Raw genomic sequence first — 21011 nt, 5'->3', positions numbered from 1 at the left:
GGGCCCGCCCGGCCGGCCCCAGGCCGTCCGGGCGGGCCCTCACGGTTTTCCGCCGAACCCGCGAGAGGAGCACCCACCGTGCCCGAGCTGCCCGAGGTCGAGGTGGTGCGGCGCGGTATGGAGCGCTGGGTCAGCGGCCGCACCGTCGCCGACGCGGAGGTCCTGCATCCGCGCGCCGTCCGCCGGCACCTCGCCGGGGCCGAGGACTTCGCGGCCCGGCTGAAGGGTGCGACCCTCGGCCCGGCGCGGCGCCGCGGCAAGTACCTCTGGCTGCCGCTGGAGGACTCCTCGCTCACGCTCCTCGGCCACCTCGGCATGAGCGGGCAGCTGCTCGTCCGGCCGGAGGACGCGCCGGCCGAGACGCACCTGCGCATCCGCGTGGGCTTCGACGACGCCCTGGGCACCGAACTGCGCTTCGTCGACCAGCGCACCTTCGGCGGCCTGTCCCTGCACGAAGCGGTCCCCGGCGACCCGGACGGGCTGCCCGTACCGCTGTCGCACATCGCCCGCGACCCGCTCGACCCCGCCTTCGACGACGCCGCCTTCCACGCCGCGCTGCGCCGTCGCCGCACCACGATCAAGCGCGCGCTGCTGGACCAGTCCCTGATCAGCGGCGTCGGCAACATCTATGCCGACGAGGCGCTGTGGCGCACGAAGCTGCACTACGAGCGCCCCACCGCCACCCTCACCCGGCCGCTGACCGACGAGCTGCTCACCCACATCCGCGAGGTGATGAGCGACGCCCTGGCGGCCGGCGGCACGAGTTTCGACAGCCTGTACGTCAACGTCAACGGGGAGTCCGGCTACTTCGACCGCTCCCTGGACGCGTACGGCCGCGAGGACGAGCCCTGCCGCCGCTGCGGCACGCCGATCCGCCGCCGGCCGTGGATGAACCGTTCGAGCTACTTCTGCCCGCGCTGCCAGCGGCCACCGCGCCCCGCGACCGCCCGCGCGTCCTAGCCGCGCCGCGCCACGCGCTGAGCCCCTGGTTCGCGCTTCCCGGGGTCAGCGCGAACGCCGGGCGGCCCGGACGCGACTCCTGACGGCGAGCGGCGCCCAGTAGCCGAAGAAGTGTCCCGGGGGTCTGCTGGCCTGGTGCCGCCCAGACGATCAACGCTGTGACCTGCGATCGAGTGCAACGGTTGTCGGCGCTGGTCGTCGTCGTGCGCCCTCGGACGGCCCAGAGACGGGCCAACGCCGAAGCCGTCCTCGCCTCGGACCGTCGCACGAGAACACCTCGCTACTCCGGGCCCATGGCGCACCCGGCAGGCTGCATTGCGGCTGATCGGCCCTGATCTTCTTGGGCTGGCCGTGGAGCCTCGGCAGGGTGAGGTCGTCATCCACGCTGCAGTACGCAGAGAGACACCCGAAGTACTTGAGGATCTGGACGACATAGCCGGCGACCTCGACGGCTTCCTGCAAGGTGGCCCCGAAGCCCGGTCGGCCATCACGCGGCGTGTGCACATCGGTCCGCCCGACGCGACCACCTGGCCGGGCTTCGCCCACGCGCTTGTCTACATCGCCAAGTCATAGCGAAGCAGGTGGCCCCAGTCTCGAAGACCGAGGCTGCTGACCCTGCCTCACCTGGGCTGACGCTGACCTGCAGCAACGCGGCCTGGTCACCGCCGTTCCCCGTGGGTCCCCGTTCGGCACCGCCTCACGGGGCACGGCTGCGGCACGCTCGATCCCCTCGATTCGGCAAGGCGCCGTGGCACTGTCACCACCCGTGTCCTTGGCGACTTCCTCCTGCGTGCAGGGGTTGTCTGTGGCGGGTACTAGCGTGCCCGCCGAGTCCCGTCGATGTCTGTACGCCATGAGGAGCCACGATGCCCGGCGATACACCCGAGTTGCCCGCGAAGGATCTGCGCACCCTGATACCGGAGTACGCGGACCTCGCCAGGGAGACCGTCCTCCTCAACCCCGAGCCCGGCGACCCAGGCGTGCGGGAGAGTTCGCTGGGAGGCGAGTTGCTGTGGCCCGCGGACGAGCCGTGGCCGTACTGCGCACAGGAAGGCCACTGGACGCCCGGGTCCGGCTGGGGCAACAGCCCTACCGTCCCGGGCGCGGTGCCGATGGTGCCGATGGTGCCGATCCTCCAGCTGTTCGCCCGTGATGTCCCGGGGTTGGAGTTCCCGGAGGGGAAGGATCTGCTCCAGCTGGTGTGGTGCGCGCTCATACACGAGCGGGATCCCGGGCCGGTGATGCCGCAGCTGTACTGGCGCAACGAGGCGGAGGTCGTGGCCGGAGGGCTGCTGTCCGAGCCCCCCGAGGTGAGCGAGGGGGAGTACGACGAGGACAACATGCCGGAACCGTCCACGCTGTCCCCGATGGTCGCGGAGGACTTTCCGAGGTGGCTCGATCTGCCCAAGGACATGGAGGAGACCTGGGAACGTCGTCTCCGGTTGCCGACGGGCGACGCCGAGTGGCCACCCGACTCCAACCTCATCGGAACGAAGGTCGGTGGCTGGCCCGCCTGGACGCAGCCTGCCGACTGGCCGGACTGCGAGAGCGGACACCGCATGGAGCACCTTCTGACCATCACCGACGACATACCGTTGGGCGACTGCGGCGGCGTCTACTTCTTCCATTGCCGCCAGTGCCCCGGTTTCCCCTGGGACTGGCGCTTCGACTGCCACTGACAGCTGAGGTCGGTGGAGCGGTTTGGCCGGTGGCCTGCCCGGGCTGGGGTCGAGCATGATCACGGGGCCGTGAGCCTGCCGGCTACTCGGGCAGGCTTGTCCCCTGCTAGCAATGTGGTCCGAGTGGCCACCCGGTCTTGCTCGACGCGGGTCCCGGACCGGGGACCGGGGGAGGTGGGTGAGGCCGCGGAGCCGTCCGCCCCCCCGCCGGCCAGCGGCCTTCCTCGGGGTACTCGACCTCGGTCCCGCCGGTGAGTCGAGCGGTTCGTAGGAGATGGACGGCTGGATCGACGCGGGCCGCTGTCGATCGCGTATTCGGCTACAAGCCTGCGACCGACGACGGCCGGAGACGGCCCGTGCCGTCTGACAGGTCTGTGACCCGCGGCTTTCTCAGTAGCCGAAGTCCTGGGTCCACCAGGGGCCGCCGTCGCCGAAGACCGCGCCGACGCCGAGAGTCTTGAAGTCGCAGTTGAGGATGTTGGCGCGGTGGCCGTCGCTGTTCATCCAGGCGGTCATGACCTCCTCCGCGGTGGCCTGGCCGCGGGCGATGTTCTCGCCGCCGAGGTCCTTCACGCCGGCCTGCGCGGCGCGGTCCCAGGGGTCGTCGCCGTCGGGGTCGGTGTGGTCGAAGAAGGCGCGGGCGGCCATGTCGGCGCTGAAGTCCGAGGCGAGTGCGTCGAGCTGCTCGTCGTCGGTGACCGGCTGGCAGCCCGCGGTGGCGCGCTGCTGGTTGACCAGGGCCAGGACGGCGGCCTCGGCCGCGCTCTCGGAGCCGTTCTCCACGGGAAGGGCGGTGGCCACCGGCGGCGTGGTCGGCACGACCGTCGCGGGGGCCGAGGTCTGCGGCGCCGTGGGGGCGGTGGTCGGGGGCCCGGCCGTGCGGCTGGGCGTGGGGGTCGGCGTGGGCGACGCGCTGGTCGCGGGGGCGGAGGGCGGCGTCGATCTGGGCGGGGTCGCGCGCGCGTCGCCGCGGCTGGCCGGCTGGGAGGGACGGTCCGCGGGGACGGTCCCCAGATCCTGCGGACTGCTGGAGTTCGGTATCCCGGCGGCCTGGATCTGCCCCGGCCCGTTGTCGTGGTATGAGATGCCGCCCGAGCCGTCGGGCGACGGCAGCAGGCCGCTGGAGACGCCGATCGCGCCCACGGCGAGCGCCGCGGAAGAGGCCAGGAGGCCGGTGCGTACGGGGTTGCTCTTGCGTCGCCGGGCGTTGCTGCGGTGGCCGCGGGGGCGCGGCGCCTCTGCGACTGGCGCCGGCTCAAAGGCATTACGGCTGTGGCGGCCCATCCGGTGCAGTCCTTCACATCGACGACGGTGTTCACCCGTTCGGGTGAGTCCTGTTGCGGCGTGACTGTACCGAAACACAGGCGGGGCAGGTGTGAAGCCTGCGCAACTGGCGGGTTAGCGTGCTTCCGTGAACGAGACTGTCCGCCTCACCGCATGGGTCCGCGGCCGTGTTCACCAGGTGGGTTTCCGCTGGTGGACACGGGCCAGCGCGCTGGAGATCGGAAACCTGGCCGGCTATGTGAGCAATCTCTCGGACGGCCGGGTCCAGGTCGTGGCCGAGGGTGACCGTATTCTGTGCGACCGATTGCTGCACTCGCTGCGCACCGGCGACACGCCCGGACGCGTCGACGGCGTCACCGAGATCTGGGGAGAGCCGCGCGGCGGCTACGAGGGCTTCGCGATCCGCTGACACCCCGCGGTCCGCGCCCCGCCCGTTCCGCTGTGTCCTCGCAGGTGGGACGGACAGCGAAGATCAATGGCAATCGCACTTGGCAAGGGCGTCAAGGAGGTTGCCATTTTCCACACCGCGTGGAAGGCTGCCGACATCGAGGATTCGGTGATCTTCCGGATGCATTGTCCGGGCCTTTCCTCCACCCCAGGCGGGTCGCCCCCGGTGCCGGTACGCACCGTGAATTCCCAGGCGTACCCGACGGCCGGGCTGTGATCGTGTTGACCGTCAAACTATTTGGTGAGACGCTGGAAGCCCCGCGCACCGCGGCTGTATGCATGGCGAAGGGCAGTCTCGGCGCACACGGCGCGGGTGTCTCCAACCCCTCACTCACGACCCACACCGCACAACGGTCGGTCACTCAGCGTGGAGGACCATCCATCATGGCAAAGGCGCTTCTCGGTTACGTCGGCGGACCCGACCCGCGACTTCTCTCCGAGATGCGAAGGCTGCAGCAGCGCGTCCAGGACCTGGAAACCGAGCTCGTTCGGATTCAGGCCGAGAACGACGCGCTTGCCAACGCTTCGCGCGAGCTCGTCGACGTACCTCACCCGGAGCCTGTTCTCGCTTGATGCGGCCTTTCGGCCGGTCAGTGGAAACGACCCCGTTTGGGAATGTGCAAGGGACGCCCCGGCGTCCCTTCGTCGTTTTGCCTCCCCCTCACCCGCCCATGATCTCCGCCCTCACGTTCCATGTGCCCCCGGCATTCCTCGGTGAAACCGGGACCGGGAGGTAGAGTCCCACGGCGTGCATCTCAAGAGCCTGACCCTGCGCGGGTTCAAGTCATTCGCCTCGGCGACGACCCTGCGGTTCGAACCCGGAATCACCTGTGTCGTCGGTCCGAACGGTTCCGGCAAGTCCAATGTCGTGGACGCGCTGTCCTGGGTCATGGGCGAACAGGGCGCGAAGTCACTGCGCGGCGGCAAGATGGAGGACGTCATCTTCGCCGGCACCACCGGCCGTCCGCCGCTCGGCCGCGCCGAGGTGTCGCTGACCATCGACAACAGCGACGGCGCCCTGCCGATCGACTATGCCGAGGTCACCATCACGCGGATCATGTTCCGCAACGGTGGCAGCGAATACCAGATCAACGGCGACACGTGCCGGCTGCTCGACATCCAGGAACTCCTCTCGGACTCCGGTATCGGCCGCGAAATGCACGTCATCGTCGGGCAGGGGCAGCTGGATTCCGTGCTGCACGCCGATCCGATGGGCCGCCGCGCCTTCATCGAGGAGGCCGCCGGAGTTCTGAAGCACCGTAAGCGCAAGGAAAAGGCGCTGCGCAAGCTCGACGCGATGCAGGCCAACCTCGCCCGTGTGCAGGACCTCACCGGGGAGCTGCGCCGCCAGCTGAAGCCGCTGGGGCGGCAGGCCCAGGTCGCCCGGCGGGCGGCGGTGATCCAGGCCGACCTGCGCGACGCGCGGCTGCGCCTGCTCGCCGACGACCTCGTCACCCTGCGGGAGGCGCTGCGCACCGAGGTCGCCGACGAGGCCGCCCTCAAGGAGCGCCGCGACACCGTCGAGGCCGAACTGGCCGCCGCGATCCAGCGCGAGACCCGGCTGGAGGAGCAGGTGCGGGCACTGGCGCCGCGCCTGGCCGACGCCCAGGCCACCTGGTACGGGCTGTCGCAGCTGGCCGAGCGGGTCCGCGGCACCATCGGCCTGGCCGAGCAGCGGGTGCGGCACGCCACCGCGCAGCAGCCAGAGGAGCGCCGCGGCCGCGACCCGGAGGACATGGAGCGCGAGGCCGCCCGCATCCGCGAGCAGGAGGCCGAACTCACCGAGGCCCTGGACGCCGCGCAGCGCGCCCTGGACGACACGGTCCACCACCGGGCCGAACTCGAACGCCGTCTCGCCGATGAGGACAAGGCCCTCAAGGCCGCCGCCCGGGCGATCGCCGACCGCCGCGAGGGGCTGGCCCGGCTGCAGGGTCAGGTCAACGCCGCCCGCTCCAAGGCCGGCTCGGCCGAGGCGGAGATCGGCCGCCTCGCCGCCGCCCGCGACGAGGCCCGAGAGCGCGCGGAGTCCGCCCAGGAGGAGTACGAGGAACTCCGCGCCCGGGTCGAGGACCTGGATGCCGACGACACCGAGCTGGACGAGCGCCTGGACGCCGCGAAGGCCGAGCAGGCCGCCGCCGACGAGGCGCACTCCGCCGCCCGTGAGGCCGCGACCGCGGCGGAACGTCAGCGGGCGGCCCTGGCGGCCCGTCATGACGCCCTGGCCATGGGGCTGCGCCGCAAGGACGGCACCGGCGCGCTGCTCGCCGCCGGCGACCGGCTGGCCGGTCTGCTCGGCCCCGCCGCCGAACTGCTCACCGTCGCGCCCGGGCACGAGGTCGCGGTCGCCGCGGCGCTGGGCGCGGCGGCCGACGCCGTCGCCGTCTCCGGCCCCTCGGCCGCCGCGGAGGCGCTGCGCCTGCTGCGCAAGGACGACGCCGGACGGGCGGCGCTGCTGGTGGCGGGCGACACCGGGTCCGGGGAGGGCGCCGCCGTTCCCCCAGGGAGCCGTTCGGCGGCCTCGCTGGTCGCGGGGCCCGACTCGCTGCTGCCCTCGGTGCGCCGGCTGCTGCGGGACTACGTCGTGGTGGACACCCTCGCCGACGCCGAGACCCTGGTGTCCGGCCACCCCGCGCTGACCGCCGTGACCGCAGAAGGCGACGTTCTCGGCGCGCACTTCGCGCACGGCGGTTCGGCCGGCGCGCCCAGTCTGCTGGAGGTCCAGGCCGCCGTGGACGAGGCGGCGGCGGAGCTGGAGTCGCTCGCCGTGCGCTGCGCGGAGCTCGCGGAGGCGCAGGGCCTGGCGAAGGAGCGCAGGACCGCGGCCGCCCGGCAGGTCGACGAGCTCACGCAGCGGCGCCGCGCGGCCGAGAAGGAGAAGTCCGCCGTCGCCCAGCAGTTGGGCCGGCTGGGTGGCCAGGCCAGAGCCGCGGCCGGGGAGGCCGAGCGTTCGGCCGCCGCGGTGGGACGCGCCGAGGAGTCGATGGCCGCCGCCATAGAGGAGTTCGAGGAGCTGTCGTTCCGTCTCAGCGAGGCGGAGGCCGCGCCCGCCGAGGAGGAGCCCGACACCTCCGTGCGCGACCGGCTCGCCGCGGACGGTGCCAACGCCCGCCAGACGGAGATGGAGGCACGGCTCCAGGTGCGTACGCACGAGGAGCGCGTCAAGGGCCTCGCCGGCCGCGCCGACGGACTCGACCGGGCGGCCCGCGCCGAGCGGGAGGCGCGGGCGCGCGCGGAGCGGCGCAAGGCGCGTCTGGCGTACGAGGCGCAGGTCGCGTCCGCCGTACTGAAGGGCGCGCAGGGCCTGCTCGCGTACGTACAGGTGTCGCTCGCCCGTGCCGAGGCGGAGCGGGCGGCGGCCGAGCGGGCCAAGGCGGAGCGCGAGGCGGAGCTGGACACCGAGCGCCGCCAGGGGCGGGAGCTGAAGTCGGAACTGGACCGGCTGACCGACTCCGTGCACAAGGGCGAGGTGCTGGGCGCAGAGAAGCGGATGCGCATCGAGCAGATGGAGGCCAAGGCGCTGGAGGAGCACGGTGTCGAGCCGGCCGGTCTGATCGCCGAGTACGGCCCCGACCAGCTCGTGCCGCCGTCGCCGCCCGCCGAGGGCGAGGAGCTGCCGGAGGACCCGGAGCACCCGCGCAACCGGCCCCGCCCCTACCACCGCGGCGAGCAGGAGAAGCGCCTGAAGGCGGCGGAGCGCGCGTACCAGCAGCTGGGCAAGGTCAACCCGCTGGCGCTGGAGGAGTTCGCGGCGCTGGAGGAGCGGCACAAGTTCCTGTCCGAGCAGCTGGAGGACCTCCGCAAGACCCGCGCGGACCTGCTGCAGGTCGTCAAGGAGGTCGACGAGCGCGTCGAGCAGGTCTTCACCTCCGCCTACCAGGACACGGCGCGCGAGTTCGAGGGCGTCTTCTCGCGGCTCTTCCCGGGGGGCGAGGGCCGGCTGATCCTCACCGATCCGGAGAACATGCTGACCACGGGTGTGGACGTGGAGGCGCGACCGCCGGGCAAGAAGGTCAAGCGCCTGTCGCTGCTGTCCGGCGGCGAGCGCTCGCTGACCGCCGTGGCGCTCCTGGTGTCGATCTTCAAGGCCCGGCCCAGCCCGTTCTACGTGATGGACGAGGTCGAGGCGGCGCTCGACGACACCAACCTGCAGCGGCTGATCCGCATCATGCGCGAACTCCAGGAGAGCTCGCAGCTGATCGTGATCACCCACCAGAAGCGCACCATGGAAGTGGCGGACGCGCTGTACGGCGTCTCCATGCAGGGCGACGGCGTCTCGAAGGTGATCAGCCAGCGCTTGAAGGCATGACGGCCTCTTGAGTTCAACCTGTGAACAATCGGAGGGGAGCGGGGGTGGATCACCTTCCCTTGTGAGGCAAAAGTACGCGTTTTGACTTTGAAGCTTGAATGATTAGGGTCAGCGATGTTCTCTTAGTGTTCGAGTGATGGTGACTTGGGGAGTCCCGGCACTCGTAGCTCATGCCCCCACCTGTGGGCTCAACGCAGAGTCCGGGAGATTCACCAGTGACCACCACCACACACAAGGCCGGCACGGCGGGCCACGCCGATCTCGGCCACGTCATCTTCATCACCGCGGCCGCCGCCATGGGCGGCTTCCTCTTCGGCTACGACAGCTCCGTCATCAACGGCGCCGTCGAGGGCATCCGGGGGAAGTACGACATCGGCTCCGCCGCACTCGCCCAGGTCGTCGCCATCGCGCTGATCGGCTGCGCCATCGGCGCCGCCACCGCCGGCCGGATCGCCGACCGCATCGGCCGCATCCGGGTGATGCGGATCGCCGCGGCGCTCTTCACCGTCAGCGCCGTCGGCTCCGCACTGCCCTTCGCCCTGTGGGACCTGGCCGCCTGGCGGATCATCGGGGGCTTCGCCATCGGCATGGCGTCGGTCATCGGCCCCGCCTACATCGCGGAGGTCGCCCCCGCCGCCTACCGCGGCCGGCTCGGCTCGTTCCAGCAGGCCGCGATCGTGATCGGCATCGCGGTCTCCCAGCTCGTCAACTGGGGCATCCTGCAGGCCGCCGGCGGCGACCAGCGCGGCCACGTGCTGGGCGTCGAGGCCTGGCAGCTCATGCTCGGCGTGATGGTCGTGCCCGCCGTCCTGTACGGCGTGCTGTCCTTCGCGATCCCCGAGTCGCCCCGCTACCTGATCTCCGCTGGCCGTCTCACGGACGCCAAGAAGGTGCTGCGCGACGTCGAGGGTGAGGGTGTCGACGCCGACGCGCGCGTCGCCGAGATCCGCTCCCACCTGAGCAGCGAGCACCGGTCCACGTTCAAGGACCTGCTGGGCGGGCGCTTCGGCTTCGCCCCGATCGTGTGGATCGGCATCGGGCTGTCGGTGTTCCAGCAGCTCGTCGGCATCAACGTGATCTTCTACTACTCGGCCACCCTGTGGCAGTCCGTCGGCATCGACCCGAGCAGCTCGTTCCTGTACTCGTTCACCACGTCGATCATCAACATCATCGGCACCGTGATCGCGATGGTCTTCGTCGACCGGATCGGCCGCAGGCCGCTGGCGCTCATCGGCTCCGCGGGCATGGCGATCTCCCTGGGCCTGGTCGCCTGGGCCTTCTCCCACAAGACCGGCAGCGGCGGCCACATCACCCTGCCGGGTGCCGAGGGCGCCGTGGCGCTGGTCGGCGCGCATGCCTTCGTGCTGTTCTTCGCCCTGTCATGGGGTGTCGTGGTGTGGGTCTTCCTGGGCGAGATGTTCCCGAACCGCATCCGGGCCGCGGCCCTCGGCGTCGCCGCGTCGGCGCAGTGGATCGCCAACTGGGTGATCACCGCCAGCTTCCCGAGCCTGTCCGACTGGAACCTGTCGCTGACGTACGTGATCTACACGGCCTTCGCGCTCCTGTCGATCCCCTTCGTGCTCAAGTTCGTGCCCGAGACGAAGGGCAAGACCCTGGAGGAGATGGGCTAGGCCCCCAGCCCGCGCGCCCGAGGGAGGGCCGCCCCCGGTCCGGTCGGGACCGGGGGCGGCGCCGGTACACGCACTGACGGGCAGTCAGTTGAGCGGACTTGGGAACCCGTGCCCGGGTGGCTCCCTGGGGAGGGCGCCGCGTGACCGATACTGGACGGGTTATGGAAACCGTCATTCTTGCCGTAGTCATCGCCCTGGTCGTGATCCTCGCGGCCGGCGGGCTGGTGGTGGGCAGCCGCCGCAGGAAGCAGCTGCCCCCGAAACCGCCCACCGAGACCCCGACGATCACCGCGCCTCCAGCCGAACCCCATGTCGGCGACGAGGCCGAGGAACCGCGGGACGAACCCCGCCGGACCATCGAAGAGGTCGAGCTCCCCGACTCGGACGAGGCCGCGGGCCCGGGCGTCCTCGTCGAGGAACCCCCTGCCGCCGTCGAGATCGAGCTTCCCGAGCCGACCGCGGGCCGCCTGGTGCGCCTGCGCTCCCGGCTCTCCCGCTCGCAGAACGCGCTCGGCAAGGGGCTGCTCACGCTGCTCTCCCGTGAGCACCTGGACGAGGACACGTGGGAGGAGGTCGAGGACACTCTGCTCACCGCGGACGTCGGTGTCGCCCCCACCCAGGAGCTGGTCGAGCGGCTGCGCACCCGTGTACGGGTGATCGGCACCCGGACCCCCGCGGAGCTGCGCACCCTGCTGCGCGAGGAGTTGCTCAACCTCGTCGGCACGGACTTCGACCGCGCTCTGCGCACCGAGGGCAAGCCCAATGCGGACGGTGCGGACCAGCCGGCCGTGCTGATGGTCGTCGGGGTCAACGGCACCGGCAAGACCACGACCACCGGCAAGCTCGCCCGTGTGCTGGTCGCCGACGGCCGCAGCGTCGTCCTCGGCGCCGCCGACACCTTCCGTGCCGCCGCCGCCGACCAGTTGCAGACCTGGGGCGAGCGGGTCGGCGCCCGCACGGTGCGCGGGCCCGAGGGGGGCGACCCCGCGTCGGTCGCCTTCGACGCGGTCAAGGAAGGCATCGCCGAGGGCGCGGACGTCGTCCTCATCGACACCGCCGGCCGCCTGCACACCAAGACCGGCCTCATGGACGAGCTCGGCAAGGTCAAGCGCGTCGTGGAGAAGCACGGCCCGGTGGACGAGGTCCTGCTCGTGCTCGACGCCACCACCGGCCAGAACGGCCTGGTGCAGGCCCGCGTCTTCGCCGAGGTCGTCGACATCACCGGCATCGTGCTGACCAAGCTCGACGGCACCGCCAAGGGCGGCATCGTCGTGGCGGTCCAGCGCGAGCTGGGCGTGCCCGTTAAGCTCATCGGCCTGGGCGAGGGTGCGGACGACCTGGCCCCCTTCGAGCCCGAGGCGTTCGTGGACGCGCTGATCGGTTCCTAGTGCCGGTACGCACGCACACAGGTGCATGAGTAAGGGGCGCACTCCCAAGGAGTGCGCCCCTTACTCATGCGGTGTCCCGGCTGCTCGGGCGGCCCGCTCAGGCGTAGGCGCGGTCGCGGTGGCAGACGTACGCCAGGGTGCCGAGCAGCAGGCGCGCCTCGGGGGGCTGCTGGGCGGCGTCCAGGGCAGGCGGCCGCAGCCACCGGACGGGACCGAGGCCGCCGAGGTCGGAGGGCGGCGCGGTGATGTCGTCGCCGAGGCCGAGGCAGCGCAGATCGAGGTCCGCGTCGTCCCAGCCCATGCGGTAGAGCAGGTGCGGCAGCTCCGCGGCGGCGCCCGGCGCGACGAAGAACTGCGCCCGCCCGTCCGGGGTGGCGACGACCGGCCCGAGGCGCAGTCCCATGCGCTCCAGGCGCACCAGGGCGCGTACGCCGGATCGTTCCGCCACTTCGATCACGTCGAAGGTGCGTCCCACGGGCAGCATGAGCGCCGCGCCCGGCACGCGCTCCCACGCGGCCACGGCCTCCTCCAGCGTCGCGCCGGCCGGTACCTCGCCCGCGAAGTCCAGCCGGTGCGCCCCCGGGGCCTTGCAGCCGGGGTCCCCGCAGGAGCACTGCCCGCCCCCGCGTGTGGCGCGCGCACCCGGCGCCACCGCCCAGCCGCACAACCCCGTGTACTCCGCCACGGTGGTGCACGCCGAGGCGTGCGTGCGGCGGCGCGCGCCGGAGCGGATGTGTCGCATCTCCCGCATGCTGCCGATCGTGAAGCCCATGACACCCCCAACGGGTCGCAGTTGCCGATGGTTACGCCCGTGCCTGATCGGCATGTGTCAAGTGAAGCGCGCCGGGTGCGGATGTAGTTCATTCGAAGGGGTGGCGAATGGTGGCGTTTCCGCAAGGGGGTCGCCGGATGGGTGATCGTAGGATTACTTTCGGTTGGGAAGCCCCGGAGAGTGTGCGGGCCGGTGGGTATGCCGGAGGCAAGGCTCGTAGCACACTGAGCACTTGGGGGCCGAGCCGGGCAACGGGTCCACGCCTCCGAGGTGTTGGGCGACGGAATGGGGGCATGACGGTGGGCGGCACACAGGACAAGCAGCCCAACGCGCAGTTGACCTCATGGTTCGTGCGCAGCGGCTGGTCCAAGGGCGAACTCGCGCGTCAGGTGAACCGCAGGGCGCGGCAGATGGGCGCGCTGCACGTCAGCACGGACACCTCCCGGGTACGCCGCTGGCTCGACGGCGAGCAGCCGCGGGAGCCCATTCCGCGCATCCTGTCGGAGCTGTTCTCCGAGCGCTTCGGCTGTGTGGTCCCGGTGGAGGACCTGGGGCTGCGCCCCGCCCACCAGCCGCCCGCCGCCACCGGGGTGGACCTGCCGTGGGCGGGCCCGCAGACGGTCCAGCTGATCAACGAGTTCTCGCGCAGCGACCTCATGCTGGGCCGCCGCGGATTCCTCGGCACCTCCCTGATGCTCTCCGCGGGCCCGTCCCTCGTGGAACCGATGCAGCGCTGGCTGGTGCCCGTCCCCGCGCACGGCGGCGACGGCGGGGCGCCGCCGCCCCGGGAGACCGGCGACCGCCGGCCGAAGCTCTCCGGCCCCGAGCTGGAGCTGCTGGAGGCCACCACGGTGATGTTCCGTCAGTGGGACAACCAGTGCGGTGGCGGCCTGCGCCGCAAGGCCGTCGTCGGCCAGCTGCACGAGGTCACCGACCTGCTCCAGGAGCCGCACCCGCAGGTCGTGGCCCGCCGGCTCTACCGGGTCACCGCGGAGCTCGCCGCACTCGCCGGCTGGATGTCCTACGACGTGGGCCTGCACCCCACCGCCCAGAAGTACCTGGTCCTCGCGCTGCACGCCGCCAAGGAGGCCGACGACCAGCCGCTGGGCGCGTTCATCCTGTCCAGCATGAGCCGTCAGATGATCCACCTGGACCGGCCCGAGGACGCGCTGGAACTCATCCATCTGGCGCAGTACGGCAGCCGCGGCACCGCGAGCGCCACCACGCAGGCGATGCTGCACGCGGTGGAGGCCCGCGCGTACGCCACCATGGGCCAGGTCAACAAGTGCCACCGGGCCGTGCGCATGGCCGAGGACGCCTTCTCGGACTCCACCGCCTCCGAGGACCCCGACTGGATCAGCTTCTTCAACGAGGCCGAGCTCAATGCCGAGAACGCCCACTCCTACCGCGACCTGGCCTACGTGGCCGGCCGCAGCCCCGCTTACGCGTCGCTGGCCCGCCCGGTGATGCAGAGGGCCGTGGACCTGTTCGCCGACGACAGCGTCCACCAGCGCGCCTACGCCCTCAACCTGGTCGGCATGGCCACGGTGCACCTGCTGGAGAAGGAACCCGAGCAGGCGGCACGCCTCACCGAGCAGGCCATCGACGTCGCCCGGCACGTGCGCTCCGAACGGGTCAACACCCGCATCCGGAAGACCGCCGACTCCGCCCTGCGCCAATACGCCCACGTGGCCGAGGTCGCCCAGCTCACCGAGCGGCTCGCCAGCGTCCTCCCCGAGGCCGCCGAAACGGCCTGATCCAGCCACCGCCCCAGTACTCCGGCCGCGGCCGGCCATCCCGACAGCCCGACTCGGCTCCCCCATGCCAGGTCAACCGGGTGGCCGTCCGCGGCCGGTCCCGTATACAGCGTGTCGGCCCCGCTCATGGTCACGGAGTAGTCACGGCGGCTTACGCTGGGGTTGCGGTTCACCGTGACGTAACACAGCCGACTTCTTCGTCACGGCCTCGAAACACCGGGTGGCGCCCACGGAAACCCGCCTGGGACAACCTCATGGCGAAAACCGGCCCACAGAGCCCACTTCCCGCACGGGCCGTCCGGATGACGAGGAGACGCCGATGGCAGCAGGCATCTTGACGCTTGCCGCAGATACGCCCAAGTTGGACAGCGGTAGCACGGCGTTCATGCTGCTGAGCGCCGCACTCGTGCTCGTGATGACCCCCGGCCTCGCCTTCTTCTACGGCGGCATGGTGCGGGTCAAGAGCGTCCTGAACATGCTGATGATGAGCTTCATCGCCATCGGCATCGTCACGGTGCTCTGGACGCTCTACGGCTTCACCCTCGCCTTCGACTCCGGCAACGCCTTCATCGGTGGCTTCGACTGGGCCGGCATGCGGAACATCGGGATCTCCCAGCTGTGGGACGGCTACACCATCCCGATCTACGTCTTCGCCGTCTTCCAGCTGATGTTCGCGGTGATCACCCCCGCCCTGATCAGCGGCGCGCTCGCGGACCGGGTGAAGTTCGTCGCCTGGGCGCTGTTCGTCGCGCTGTGGGTCACGATCGTGTACTTCCCGGTCGCCCACATGGTCTGGGCGTCCGACGGCTTCCTCTTCACCCGCGGCGTGATCGACTTCGCCGGTGGTACGGCGGTGCACATCAACGCCGGTGCGGCGGCGCTCGGCGTGATCCTCGTCATCCGCAAGCGCGTGGGCTTCAAGAAGGACCCGTTCCGGCCGCACAACCTGCCGCTGGTCATGCTCGGCGCCGGTCTGCTGTGGTTCGGCTGGTTCGGCTTCAACGCCGGCTCCTGGCTCGCCTCGGACGGCGTCGCCGCCGTGGCCTTCACCAACACGCAGGTCGCCACCGCCGCCGCCATGCTGGGCTGGCTCGCCTACGAGCGGATCAAGCACGGCTCCTTCACCACCCTGGGCGCGGCCTCCGGCGCTGTCTCCGGCCTGGTCGCCATCACCCCGGCCTGCGGCTCGGTCAGCCCGCTCGGCGCCATCGCGGTCGGTGTCATCGCGGGTGTGGCCTGTGCCGCCGCGGTGGGCCTGAAGTACAGGTTCGGGTTCGACGACTCGCTCGACGTGGTCGGCGTCCACATGGTCGGCGGCATCGTCGGCTCCCTGCTCATCGGCTTCCTGGCCACCGGCGGCGTCGGCCAGACCGCCAAGGGCGTCTTCTACGGCGGCGGCTTCGACCAGCTGTGGAAGCAGTTCCTCGGCGTCGGCGTGGTCCTGTTCTACTCCCTGATCGCGTCGGCGATCCTTGCCAAGCTCATCGACCTGGTGATCGGATTCACGGTGAGCGAGGACACCGAGGTCGCGGGCATCGACCAGGCCGAGCACGCGGAGACCGGTTACGACTTCGCCGGTGTGGCCGGCGCCGCGCGCGCCCTGGTCTCCTCCCTGGACAACAGCAGTGGCAAGGGCGGCACCGAGGTGGCCGACAGCCCGTCGAAGAAGGTGGACGCGTGAAGCTCATCACCGCAGTGGTCAAGCCGCACCGGCTGGACGAGATCAAGGAGGCGCTGCAGGCCTTCGGCGTGCAGGGCCTGACGGTCACCGAGGCCAGCGGCTACGGCCGTCAGCGGGGCCACACCGAGGTCTACCGGGGCGCCGAGTACACCGTCGACCTCGTGCCGAAGATCCGCATCGAGGTGCTCGTCGAGGACAGCGACGCCGACCAGCTGATCGACGTCATCGTCAAGGCGGCCCGCACCGGCAAGATCGGTGACGGCAAGGTCTGGAGCCTGCCGGTCGACACGGCGGTCCGGGTCCGCACCGGCGAGCGCGGGCCGGACGCACTCTGAGACAGCGCGGGGCGCGGCCGGATTCCGGCCGCGCCCCTTTCGCACGGCGACGGGAGACAGTGTGACGGAGAGCGTCGAGGCCAAGGCCGGCGACAACACCCCGGAGGGCTATGCCGCCGCCCGGCTGGCGCTGCTGAACGACGACGGTCCCTCAGGACCGTCGCGCCGCAGGGCGCTGGCCGACATCACTGACCGCTGGCTGGCGGCGCTCGCCCACGGCGCGGCCGCCCGGGCCGGTGCCGGCACCTGGGCCCTGGTCGCCGTCGGCGGCTACGGCCGGGCCGAGCTCTCCCCGCGCAGCGACCTCGACCTGCTGCTCCTGCACGACGGCACCGGCAAGGCCGCGACCGTCGCCTCCCTCGCGGACGGCGTCTGGTACCCCGTGTGGGACCTGGGCGTCGCCCTCGACCACTCCGTCCGCACCCCGGCCGAGGCCCGCAAGACCGCGGCCGAGGACCTGAAGGTCCAGCTCGGCCTCCTCGACGCCCGCCACATCGCGGGCGACGCCGCCCTCACCGCGTCCCTGCGCACCGCCGTCCTCGCCGACTGGCGCAACCAGGCCCCCAAGCGGCTGCCCGCGCTCCACGAGCTCTGCCTGGAGCGCGCCGAACGCCAGGGCGAACTGTCCTACCTCCTCGAACCCGATCTCAAGGAGGCCCGCGGCGGCCTGCGCGACGCCACCGCGCTGCGCGCCGTGGCCGCCTCCTGGCTGGCCGACGCGCCGCGCGAGGGCCTGGAGGACGCGCGTACCCGCCTGCTCGACGCCCGTGACGCCCTCCACCTCGTCACCGGCCGCGCCACCGACCGCCTCGCCCTGCAGGAGCAGGACCAGGTCGCCGCCGCGCTCGGCCTGCTGGACGCCGACACCCTGCTCCGCCAGGTGTACGAGTCCGGCCGCACGGTCTCCTACGCCTTCGACGTCACCTGGCGCGAGGTCGGCCGCGTCCTGCGGTCGCGGCAGATGCGCCCTCGCCGGCGCGGTCTGCTCGGCCTCGGCCGCCCCGAGCAGAGCGCGGCCGCGGCCGAGCGCACCCCGCTCGCCGAGGGCGTCGTGGAGCACGAGGGCGAGGCCGTCCTCGCCCGTACGGTCCGGCCGGAACGCGATCCTGTGCTGCCGCTGCGCGCCGCCGCGGCCGCCGCGCAGAACGGCCTGCCCCTGTCCCTGCACGCGGTCCGCCGGCTCGGCGTCGCCCAGGCCACCCGCCCGCTGCCGGTGCCGTGGCCCGCCGAGGCCCGCGAGCAGCTGGTGACGCTGCTGGGGGCGGGGGAGTCCACCGTCCCGGTGTGGGAGGCGCTGGAGGCCGAGGGCATGGTCACCCGGCTGATCCCGGACTGGGAGCGGGTGCGCTGCCGCCCGCAGCGCAACGCCGTGCACGTGTGGACCGTCGACCGGCACCTGATCGAGTGCGCCGTACGGGCCTCCCGGCTGACCCGCCGGGTCGGCCGCCCCGACCTGCTGCTCATCGCGGCCCTGCTGCACGACATCGGCAAGGGCTGGCCCGGCGACCACTCCGAGGCGGGCGAGGTCATCGCGCGCGACGTCGCGGCCCGCTTCGGCTTCGGCCGCGCCGACGTCGCGACGCTGGCCCTGCTGGTCCGCCACCACCTGCTGCTGATCGAGACCGCGACCCGCCGCGACCTGGACGACCCCGTCACCGTCCAGGGCGTCGCCGAGGCCGTGCGCGACACCGAGACCCTGGAGCTGCTGCACGCGCTGACGGAGGCGGACGCGCTGGCTACCGGCCCCGCCGCCTGGAGCGCCTGGCGGGCCTCCCTGGTCGCCGACCTGGTCAAACGGGTCGCCGCCGTCCTGGCGACCGGCGAGGTGCCCGAACCCGCGGCGCCCGAGACCACCGCCGAGGAGGAGCGCCTGGCGGTGGAGGCCGCCCGTACCCGCGGGCCGGTGATCGCGCTGCACGCCCATGCCGAGCCGGACCCCGAGGACGCGCCTCGTGCCGCGGCGGACGACGAGCCGGAGCAGGTCGGCGTCGAGCTGCTGCTCGCCGTGCCGGACCGCCCCGGACTGCTGGCCGCCGCCGCCGGCGTCCTGGCCCTGCACCGGCTCACCGTCCGGGCCGCCGACCTGCGCGCCGTCGACCCGATCGGCGACGGCCCGGTCACCCTGCTGCGCTGGCGGGTGGCCGCCGAGTACGGGTCCCTGCCCGAGGCGGCCCGGCTGCGCAACGACTTCGCCCGCGCCTTCGGGGGCTCGCTGGACATCGGGGCCCGGCTCGCCGAACGCGAGTCGGCGTATCCCCGGCGGCGCGGGGTGACGCCGCCCCCGCCGCGGGTCACCGTCGCCCCCGGCACCTCCAAGGCCGCGACCGTCATCGAGGTCCGCGCCCACGACGCCCCGGGCCTGCTGCACCGGATCGGTACCGCACTGGAGAAGGCGGGCGTCAACGTCCGCTCCGCCCGGATCAGCACGCTCGGCGCCAACGCGGTGGACGCGTTCTACGTCACCGACGGCAACGGCGATCCGCTTCCCGACGTACGCGCGGCCGAGATCGCCGACCAGGTCGAGCGGGCACTGCGCTGACGCCATGGAGACCTTTCCCGGGCCGGGCGGATACCCTGGAGGGCGACCTACCTCCCGCCCCCGACCTGAGGATCCGCGACCGACGTGTTCGACACCCTTTCCGACCGCCTCGCAGCGACATTCAAGAACCTCCGGGGCAAGGGCCGCCTCTCCGAGGCCGACATCGACGCCACAGCGCGCGAGATCCGCATCGCGCTCCTGGAGGCGGACGTCGCCCTGCCGGTGGTCCGAGCGTTCATCAAGCAGGTCAAGGAGAGGGCCGCCGGCGCCGAGGTCTCACAGGCGCTGAACCCGGCCCAGCAGGTCATCAAGATCGTCAACGAGGAGCTTGTCGGCATCCTCGGTGGCGAGACCCGCCGCCTGCGTTTCGCCAAGCAGCCGCCGACCGTGATCATGCTCGCGGGTCTGCAGGGTGCCGGTAAGACCACGCTGGCCGGCAAGCTCGGCCTCTGGCTGAAGACCCAGGGCCACGCCCCGCTGCTCGTCGCGGCCGACCTCCAGCGTCCCAACGCCGTCAACCAGCTCCAGGTCGTCGGCGAGCGGGCCGGCGTCGCCGTCTTCGCCCCGGAGCCGGGCAACGGTGTGGGCGACCCGGTGCAGGTGGCCAAGGACTCCATCGAGCACGCGCGGGGCAAGCAGTACGACGTCGTGGTCGTCGACACCGCCGGCCGACTCGGCATCGACGCCGAGATGATGCAGCAGGCCGCGGACATCCGCGACGCCGTGCAGCCCGACGAGATCCTCTTCGTCGTCGACGCCATGATCGGCCAGGACGCGGTCAACACCGCCGAGGCCTTCCGCGACGGCGTCGGCTTCGACGGTGTGGTGCTGTCCAAGCTCGACGGCGACGCGCGCGGTGGTGCCGCGCTGTCCATCGCGCACGTCACCGGCCGCCAGATCATGTTCGCCTCCAACGGCGAGAAGCTGGACGAGTTCGACGCCTTCCACCCCGACCGGATGGCCTCGCGCATCCTCGGCATGGGTGACGTCCTCAGCCTGATCGAGAAGGCCGAGCAGACCTTCAGCCAGGCCGAGGCCCAGAAGATGGCCGAGAAGCTGGCCAAGGGCCCCAAGGAGTTCACCCTCGACGACTTCCTCCAGCAGATGGAGCAGGTCCGCAAGATGGGGTCGATCTCCAAACTGCTCGGCATGCTCCCGGGCATGGCCCAGATCAAGGACCAGATCAACAACCTCGACGAGCGCGACGTGGACCGCACCGCCGCGATCATCAAGTCGATGACCCCGGGCGAGCGCCAGGACCCGATGATCATCAACGGCTCCCGCAGGGCCCGCATCGCCCGCGGTTCCGGTGTCGACGTCAGCGCGGTGAAGGGCCTGGTCGAGCGGTTCTTCGAGGCCCGCAAGATGATGTCCCGGATGGCCCAGGGCGGCATCCCGGGGATGCCGGGGATGCCGGGCCTGGGTGGCGGCCGCCAGAAGAAGCAGCAGAAGAAGGCCAAGGGCAAGCGCCAGAGCGGCAACCCGCTGAAGCGCGCCGAGGAGGAGAAGGCCGCGGCCGCTCGCCGGGAGCAGCAGGCGGGCAACGCCTTCGGGGTCCCGCAGGACCAGGGCAACCAGTTCGAACTGCCCGACGAGTTCAAGAAGTTCATGGGCTGAGCCCCTCGACCCGTGCCGTGCCGGAGGCGCCCCCGAGACGGGGGCGCCTTCGTCGTACGGGCATCATGGACGCATGCGCGTTCACATCCGCCCGCCGGAATTCGCCGACGCTCCCGCGTACCGCGAGGCCGTCCTCCGCTCGGCCGAGCACGTGGGCCAGTGGAATCCCGTCGAGCCGGACGGGCTGCCGGAACTGCTGCGCCGCCAGGGTCCGGTCCTGCGGACCTTCCTGATCATCGACGAGGAGACCGGCGACATCGCCGGGAAGTGCAACGTGGCCAACATTTCCATGGGCCGCTTCCGCAACGCCTCGCTCGGCTACGACAGCTACATGCCCTTCGTCGGCACGGGCCGGATGACCGAGGGACTGCGCCTGGTGGTGGACCGCTGCTTCACCGCGGAGCCGCGCGGGCTGGGCCTGCACCGGCTGGAGATCAACGTCCAGCCGGAGAACGAGCGCTCGGTCGCCATGGCCAAGCGGCTGGGCTTCCGCCACGAGGGCTTCTCACCCCGGATGCTCTACCTGAACGACGCCTGGCGGGACCACGAGCGCTTCGCGCTCACCGCCGAGGAGTGGCCCGGAGCCTGAGGGGCGCACTCGGGCGGCTGTCCGTA

Annotated in this window: 16 protein-coding genes; 14 read left to right on the top strand and 2 right to left on the bottom strand. The window is 71.8% G+C overall.

Annotated features, from left to right (window positions below; translation table 11 throughout):
• The first annotated feature begins 78 nt into the window (after positions 1-78).
• Complete coding sequence (gene mutM / locus PV364_RS11525; protein WP_319659745.1) at positions 79-960, top strand: bifunctional DNA-formamidopyrimidine glycosylase/DNA-(apurinic or apyrimidinic site) lyase; 882 nt, start codon at positions 79-81, stop codon at positions 958-960.
• Between the two features lie 866 nt (positions 961-1826).
• Positions 1827-2639, top strand: a complete 813-nt coding sequence (locus PV364_RS11520) for a hypothetical protein (protein ID WP_319659744.1) — start codon at positions 1827-1829, stop codon at positions 2637-2639.
• A gap of 390 nt (positions 2640-3029) precedes the next feature.
• Here PV364_RS11520 and PV364_RS11515 read toward each other — a convergent pair whose 3' ends face one another.
• Complete coding sequence (locus tag PV364_RS11515) at positions 3030-3923, bottom strand: CAP domain-containing protein (protein ID WP_319659743.1); 894 nt, start codon at positions 3921-3923, stop codon at positions 3030-3032.
• Between the two features lie 127 nt (positions 3924-4050).
• Between PV364_RS11515 and PV364_RS11510 the strand changes: the two genes are divergently transcribed.
• The 6 genes from PV364_RS11510 to ftsY all read left to right on the top strand — a co-directional run bounded on the left by PV364_RS11510 (position 4051) and on the right by ftsY (position 11695).
• The gene (locus PV364_RS11510; RefSeq protein WP_319659742.1) at positions 4051-4332 is read left to right on the top strand and encodes an acylphosphatase; all 282 of its coding nucleotides are present in this window, start codon (positions 4051-4053) and stop codon (positions 4330-4332) included.
• A 66-nt stretch (positions 4333-4398) separates the two neighbouring features.
• Positions 4399-4587 (top strand): hypothetical protein, encoded by a 189-nt coding sequence (locus tag PV364_RS11505; protein WP_319659741.1) that lies wholly within the window; start codon positions 4399-4401, stop codon positions 4585-4587.
• Between the two features lie 167 nt (positions 4588-4754).
• On the top strand, positions 4755-4943 hold the full coding sequence (locus PV364_RS11500; RefSeq protein WP_319659739.1) for a hypothetical protein: 189 nt from the start codon (positions 4755-4757) through the stop codon (positions 4941-4943).
• A gap of 175 nt (positions 4944-5118) precedes the next feature.
• Complete coding sequence (gene smc, locus PV364_RS11495; RefSeq protein WP_319659738.1) at positions 5119-8676, top strand: chromosome segregation protein SMC; 3558 nt, start codon at positions 5119-5121, stop codon at positions 8674-8676.
• 170 nt (positions 8677-8846) lie between these two features.
• Positions 8847-10307 carry a sugar porter family MFS transporter gene (locus PV364_RS11490; RefSeq protein ID WP_401977743.1) on the top strand — a complete coding sequence of 487 codons (1461 nt, stop codon included), beginning with the start codon at positions 8847-8849 and terminating at the stop codon, positions 10305-10307.
• 161 nt (positions 10308-10468) lie between these two features.
• Positions 10469-11695, top strand: a complete 1227-nt coding sequence (ftsY, locus tag PV364_RS11485) for a signal recognition particle-docking protein FtsY (protein WP_319659736.1) — start codon at positions 10469-10471, stop codon at positions 11693-11695.
• Positions 11696-11792: 97 nt separating this feature from the next.
• Here the strand turns inward: ftsY and PV364_RS11480 are convergent, their stop codons facing one another.
• Entirely contained in the window at positions 11793-12467 is a 675-nt protein-coding gene (locus PV364_RS11480) for a bifunctional DNA primase/polymerase (RefSeq protein ID WP_319659735.1), read from the bottom strand.
• Between the two features lie 293 nt (positions 12468-12760).
• On the opposite strand from PV364_RS11480, the gene PV364_RS11475 reads away from it, so the two are divergent.
• The 6 genes from PV364_RS11475 to PV364_RS11450 all read left to right on the top strand — a co-directional run bounded on the left by PV364_RS11475 (position 12761) and on the right by PV364_RS11450 (position 20985).
• Entirely contained in the window at positions 12761-14224 is a 1464-nt protein-coding gene (locus PV364_RS11475; RefSeq protein ID WP_319659733.1) for a hypothetical protein, read from the top strand.
• A gap of 319 nt (positions 14225-14543) precedes the next feature.
• Positions 14544-15905: an ammonium transporter gene (locus tag PV364_RS11470; protein WP_319659732.1), complete on the top strand. Its 1362-nt coding sequence runs from the start codon at positions 14544-14546 to the stop codon at positions 15903-15905.
• Positions 15902-16240 (top strand): P-II family nitrogen regulator, encoded by a 339-nt coding sequence (locus PV364_RS11465; protein ID WP_319659731.1) that lies wholly within the window; start codon positions 15902-15904, stop codon positions 16238-16240. The genes PV364_RS11470 and PV364_RS11465 overlap by 4 nt, the downstream gene beginning before the upstream one ends.
• A 61-nt stretch (positions 16241-16301) precedes the next feature.
• Positions 16302-18779 carry a [protein-PII] uridylyltransferase gene (locus PV364_RS11460; protein WP_319659730.1) on the top strand — a complete coding sequence of 826 codons (2478 nt, stop codon included), beginning with the start codon at positions 16302-16304 and terminating at the stop codon, positions 18777-18779.
• Positions 18780-18863: 84 nt separating this feature from the next.
• Positions 18864-20396 carry a signal recognition particle protein gene (gene ffh, locus PV364_RS11455; protein WP_319659729.1) on the top strand — a complete coding sequence of 511 codons (1533 nt, stop codon included), beginning with the start codon at positions 18864-18866 and terminating at the stop codon, positions 20394-20396.
• 73 nt (positions 20397-20469) lie between these two features.
• Positions 20470-20985, top strand: a complete 516-nt coding sequence (locus PV364_RS11450; protein ID WP_319659728.1) for a GNAT family protein — start codon at positions 20470-20472, stop codon at positions 20983-20985.
• Positions 20986-21011 lie beyond the last annotated feature (26 nt).

Origin of the sequence: Streptomyces sp. MI02-7b, assembly GCF_033793585.1 — a bacterium.
Classification (GTDB): Bacteria; Actinomycetota; Actinomycetes; order Streptomycetales; family Streptomycetaceae; genus Actinacidiphila.
This window is presented reverse-complemented; position numbering and strand designations above follow the sequence as displayed.